The organism is Streptomyces sp. SID3212 (assembly GCF_009865405.1).
In the GTDB taxonomy this organism is placed as follows: Bacteria; Actinomycetota; Actinomycetes; order Streptomycetales; family Streptomycetaceae; genus Streptomyces.
The window spans coordinates 1-5510 of the sequence record NZ_WWJY01001218.1; the positions used below are offsets into that span (position 1 = coordinate 1).

Sequence of the window (5510 nt, forward strand, 5' to 3'; positions counted from 1 at the left end):
CGCCCGCCGCCGCGAGCCCGGCCACCGCCGCCGGGGCCGCGCCGTACGTCCCCGACATCCACGTACGGGACGCCGCGCGCCGCGATCCGACCGAGGCGACGCTCGCCGAGGCCGCCGTCCTGATGCGGCAGCGCAAGCTGAAATCCACGACGCTCGTGGAGGCGTACCTCGACCGGATCGACACCTTCGACTCCACGTACCAGGCGTACGCCGTGGTGACCGGCGCGACCGCCCTCACCGCCGCGCGCAAGGCCGATCGCGAGGGCGGACGCGGGGTGTTGAGCGGCATTCCGCTCTGCATCAAGGACAACTACTTCACCCGTGGGGTGCCGACCCGCTGCAACTCCCTGATCTTCGAGGACTTCGTCCCCGACCACGACGCGACCGCCGTCGCCCGGCTCACCGCCGCCGGCGGAATCGTCCTGGGCAAGGGCCAGATGGGCCCGCTCGCCACCACCCGGGCCACCACGCCCAACGGGACCGTCACCACCGTCAACGCCTGGACCCCCGACAACCCCGCCACGGATCCCGGCGGTTCGTCCACCGGGCCCGCCTGCTCCGTCGCCGGGCGGATGGCGTCGTCGTCCATCGGCACCCAGACCGGCGGATCCATCGTCCAGCCCTCCAACCGGCAGAACCTCACCGGACTCAAGCCCACGATGGGCCGCGTCTCCGCGCACGGCGTCATCCCCCTCTCGTACACCCGCGACCACCCGGGCCCCCTGGCGCGCGACGCCATGGACGCCGCGCTCATGCTCTCCGTGATGGCGGGCCCCGACCCGGCCGACCCGCGCACCCTCGGACTGCCGCGCCTGCCGGATCTCGTACGGGCCGCCACCCCGGTCCTCTCGCGGGGCAAGGCGAAGCTGCGCCGCGCGACCCGGATCGGCGTGCCCGCGGACTTCCTGAACAGCGCCGCCGACGTGCGCCGGGCCTTCCTCGCCACGCTCGACGCCATCCCGGGGGTGACGCTGGTCGACGTCACGTACCCCGCCGACTGGGGGCTGCTCACCGGCACGTTCAACGACGCCCGGCTGTCCGAGCGCACCGAGCCGTTCCGGCACTGGCTCCAGGAGGACCCCACCAAGTTCGGTGTCTCGCTGCTCAGTTGGCTCCAGGGGCTGATGCTGTCCGGCGACGAGTGGATCACCGCGCAGCGGGCCAAGAACCACCTGCTGCGCGAGGTCCTGGACGGGGTCATGGCCCGCTGCGACGTCCTGCTCCAGACGGGACCCGTGCCCTTCGACATCCTCGGGCTGCCCGAACTGGCCTTCCCCGCCGGGTTCGTGGCGGGGATACCGTCCGGCGTGATCCTCGGCGGGCAGCCGTACGAGGAGGACCGGCTGCTGGAGGTCGCGGCGGCCTACCAGGCGGTGACCGACTGGCACACTCGCCGCCCGGCCGACCCGTCACCGGCCGCCGCGGGCAAGCGCCTGGCGGCCACCCCGCGCCCCCGTCTGAGCGCGGAGGAGGCGGCGGCGCAGAGCGCGTAGGGAGGGGTGCCGCCCCGCAGGTCTGTCGGGTCCACGTCGGCGAACGGCTGCGGGCCGTCGCGGCGGCCCGGCCTCCGGCCGGAGGTGTCCTCAATCGCCGGACGGGCTGGAACGGCCCGTCCGGCGGGCGGTACGACCCGCGGGCTACTTCAGCGCCGCCGCCATCATCTTCTGTGCCACCGGCGCCGCCAGCCCGTTGCCGCTGACCTCCCCGCGCGCCGCGTCCGAGTCCTCCACGACCACCGCGACCGCCACCTCGTTCCCGGTCGCGCCGTCCTTCGCGTACGACGTGAACCACGCGTACGGCGTCTGGCTGTTGTCGACGCCGTGCTGCGCCGTACCCGTCTTGCCGCCCACCTCCGCGCCCGGCACGCGCGCGTTCGTCCCCGTACCCGACTCGACCACCGTCCGCATCGCGCTGCGCAGCTGCTCGGCCGTCGAGGCGGAGACGATCCGGGTCGTGTCCCCGTCCTTGTACGACTGGAGGGTGTCGCCGTCGCCGGTCACGACCTTCGACACCAGGTGCGGGGTCGCGAGCAGCCCGTCGTTCGCCAGCGCCGACGACACCATCGCCATCTGGAGCGGGGTCGCGGTCACATCGAACTGGCCGATGCCCGACAGGCCCGTCTGCGCCCGGTCCATGCCGGTCGGGTAGACACTCTTCGCCGCCCGCACCGGCATGTCCTGCGCCGCGTTGTCGAAGCCGTACTTCTTCGCCATCGCCGCGACCTTGTCCTGCCCCAGGTCGTCGGCCATCTTCGCGAAGACCGTGTTGCACGAGTAGCGCAGGGCGTTCCTGATCGTCGCGTTCTCGCAGGGGTCGGAGGCGCTCTCGTTGCGCAGCACGGTGGTCGTGTCCGGCAGGGTGTACGGGTCCGGGCTGTCGGTCGGCATGTCGACGGAGCCGTACAGCCCGTTCTCCAGCGCCGCCGACGCCACGACCAGCTTGAACGTCGACCCGGGCGGCAGCGGCTGGCGCAGCGCGCGGTTGAGCATCGGCATGTCCTTGTCCGCGCTCAGCCGCTGCCAGGCCGTGCCGTCCGTCGTCCCGCTGATGGTCGAGGGGTCGTACGACGGGGTCGAGACGACCGCGAGGACCCGCCCGGTCTTCGGGTCGAGCGCGATCGCCGCGCCCTTCTTGTCGCCGAGGGCGTCGTACGCGGCCTTCTGCACGCCGGGGTCGATCGTCGTCAGCACGTCACCGGGCTTCGTCCGCTCGCCGGTGAGCGCGTCGAGCGGGTTGCCCAGCCGGGGGTCCTTGCCGTCGAGGACGTCGCCGTAGATGCCCTCCAGCTGGGTGGAGCCGTACACCTGCGAGCTGAAACCGGTGACGGCGGCGTAGAGCTCGCCGTCCGTGTACGTCCGCTCGTAGGCGAGGTTCCCGCCCGAGGTCCGCCGGGACCCGGTGACCGGCGAACCGGCCACGACGATGTCACCCAGCGGCTGCGCGTACTGCGCGATGGCCTTCCGCTGGTTGTACTTGCTGTCCGCGAGGGCGCGGGCGTCGTACGCCTGGAGCCAGGTCACCCGCACGAGGAGCGCGAGGACCAGCAGCAGGCAGAACACCGAGGCGCGTCTGATCGTCTTGTTCATCCCGTACGGGAGACGAGCGGGGCGGCGGCGCGCGTTCCCCCGGGCCGCCGTTCTCAGGAACTCTTCATGTCGTGGCGCCGGAGCCGGGCGGACCGGGTCAGAGCCGCCGCGTGGCGAGCGTCAGCCGGTCGCGGGCGTCGAACAGCGCGTCCTTGATCAGCTGCTCGTGCCCCGGGGTCAGCCGCGCCACCGGCACCGAGCAGCTGATCGCGTCCCGCGCCGGGGTGCGGTACGGGATCGCGATGCCGAAGCAGCGCAGCCCGAGGGTGTTCTCCTCGCGGTCCACCGAGTAGCCCTGCTCGCGGATGAGGCGCAGGTCCTCGATGAGCTTCTCGCGGTCGGTGATCGTGTGCTCGGTCAGCGCCGGCAGCGTCTCGGGCAGCATCTTGCGGACCTGCTCGTCGCTGTGGGTGGCGAGCAGCGCCTTGCCGAGCGAGGTCGAGTGCGCGGGGAGCCGGCGGCCGACGCGGGTGAAGGGGCGCAGGTAGTGCTGGGACTGGCGGGTGGCGAGATACACCACGTTCGTCCCGTCCAGGCGCGCGAGGTGGATGGTCTCGGTGGTGTCGTCGGAGAGCCGGTCCAGCGTGGGGCGGGCCGCGGCGACGACCTCGTCCCCGTCGATGTACGACGTGCCGACCAGCAGGGCCCGTACGCCGATCCCGTACCGCGTCCCCGTCGCGTCCGTCTCCACCCAGCCCAGCTCGACCAGGGTGCGCAGCAGCATGTAGAGGCTGGACTTGGGGTAGCCGACCGCTTCCTGGACGGCGGCGAGGGAGTGCATGCCGGGCCGTCCGGCGAAGTATTCGAGCAGCTCCACCGTCCTGACCGCCGACTTGACTTGTGCCCCACCGGATTCCGCAGCCGACATCGTCTCTCGCCCTTCAGGACCGACGGGCTTCCGGCCCGGCGGACCGCTCTTGACCACACAGAACGCCCGGAAATAGAGTCCCTGTGGATTCACTATCAGGAACTGTGTTCAGAATACCGAACAACTCCTGGTGGATGGCAGAGGTTCGCAAGGCCGGGATTCGCAAGGCCGGGAAGGAAGCCGTCGTGACAGCAGCACCAGTCTGGAGTGTCGACCCCCGAACGGGGAACCCACGCGAGCAGGTTGCCGACGAGGCGACGGCCGAGGAGGTCGACTCCGCGGTGCGCCGGGCACGGGCCGCCGGAGCGGGGCTCGCCGACCGTACCGTCCGCGCCGCCCTCCTCCGTACCGCCGCCGACCTCCTCGACGAGGCGGTCGAGCACGTCATCGAGGCGGCGGACGCCGAGACCGCCCTCGGGCCGGTCCGGCTGCGGGGCGAACTCGCCCGTACGACAGCCCAGTTGCGCGCTTTCGCCGGGGTGGTGGACGAGGGCGCCTTCCTCGACATCCGTATCGACCACGCCGACCCGACCCGCACCCCGCCGTGGCCCGACCTGCGCCGCTGGAAGGTGCCGCTCGGGGTCGTCGCCGTCTACTCGGCGAGCAACTTCCCGCTCGCCTTCTCCGTCCCCGGCGGCGACACCGCGAGCGCGCTGGCGGCCGGCTGCCCGGTGGTCGTCAAGGCGCACCCCGACCACCCCGCCACCTCCGAGCTGTGCGCGTCCGTGCTGCGCAGGGCGGCGGTCCGGGTCGGCCTGGACGAGGACGTCCTGATCGTCGTGCACGGCTTCGAGGCGGGCGTCGAGCTGGTCAGGCACCCACTGGTGTCGGCGGCGGGCTTCACCGGCTCGATCCGCGGGGGCCGCGCCCTCTTCGACGCGGCGGCGGCCCGGCCCGCGCCGATCCCCTTCTACGGCGAGCTGGGCTCCCTCAACCCCGTGGTGATCACCGAGGCCGCGGCGGCCGAGCGGGCCGAGGAGATCGGCGCGGGGCTGGCCGGTTCGATGACGCTGGGCGCCGGGCAGTTCTGCACCAAGCCGGGCTTCGTCCTGGCGCCGGCGGGCGCGGCGGGGGACAGCCTGCTGAAGACGCTGACCAGCGCGGTGAGCGAGACCGAGCCCGGCGTGATGCTGGACCACAGGATGCGGGACGCGTTTGTCGCGGGGGTACGGGAACGGGCCGCGCTGCCCGGCGTCGACGCCCCGATCACACCCGGCGCGGGCGGCGAGCACACCGTGAGCGCGGGCTTCCTGACCGTACCGGCGGACCTGCTCACGGCGGAGGGCGGCCCGCACGACCTCCTGCTGGAGGAGTGCTTCGGCCCGGTGACGGTGGTCGCGCGCTACACGTCGACGGACGAGATCGGCTCGGTCCTGTCCCGGCTGCCGGGCAACCTCACGGCGACGCTCCAGCTGTCGGACGCGGAGGGCGAGGGCACGGCTCCGGGCGCCGCCGAACTGCTGGCCGAGCTGGTCCCGCTGGCGGGCCGCGTCCTGGTCAACGGCTGGCCGACGGGGGTGGCGGTGGCGCCGGCCCAGCAGCACGGGGGCCCGTAC

The 5510-nt window shown here is 72.9% G+C and carries 4 protein-coding genes; 2 read left to right on the top strand and 2 right to left on the bottom strand.

Annotated elements, in window-relative coordinates; all coding sequences use genetic code 11:
* A partial coding sequence (locus GT042_RS36415; RefSeq protein WP_161312946.1) for an amidase occupies nucleotides 1-1493 on the top strand: 1493 nt, incomplete at its 5' end.
* Nucleotides 1494-1637: 144 nt separating this feature from the next.
* Here the strand turns inward: GT042_RS36415 and GT042_RS36420 are convergent.
* Together GT042_RS36420 and GT042_RS36425 are read right to left on the bottom strand one after the other, a co-directional pair.
* On the bottom strand, nucleotides 1638-3086 hold the full coding sequence (locus GT042_RS36420) for a penicillin-binding protein 2 (protein WP_161312947.1): 1449 nt from the start codon (nucleotides 3084-3086) through the stop codon (nucleotides 1638-1640).
* A 97-nt stretch (nucleotides 3087-3183) separates the two neighbouring features.
* Complete coding sequence (locus GT042_RS36425; RefSeq protein ID WP_161312948.1) at nucleotides 3184-3954, bottom strand: IclR family transcriptional regulator; 771 nt, start codon at nucleotides 3952-3954, stop codon at nucleotides 3184-3186.
* 185 nt (nucleotides 3955-4139) lie between these two features.
* Here GT042_RS36425 and GT042_RS36430 point away from each other — a divergent pair.
* Nucleotides 4140-5510, top strand: a 1371-nt coding sequence (locus GT042_RS36430; protein WP_345944053.1) for an aldehyde dehydrogenase family protein, incomplete at its 3' end; no start/stop codon positions are given.

Coding starts and splice junctions, on each gene's coding strand:
- GT042_RS36420 (WP_161312947.1), bottom strand. CDS start 3,086: ATGAACAAGACGATCAGACGCGCCTCGGTGTTCTGCCTGCTGCTGGTC.
- GT042_RS36425 (WP_161312948.1), bottom strand. CDS start 3,954: ATGTCGGCTGCGGAATCCGGTGGGGCACAAGTCAAGTCGGCGGTCAGG.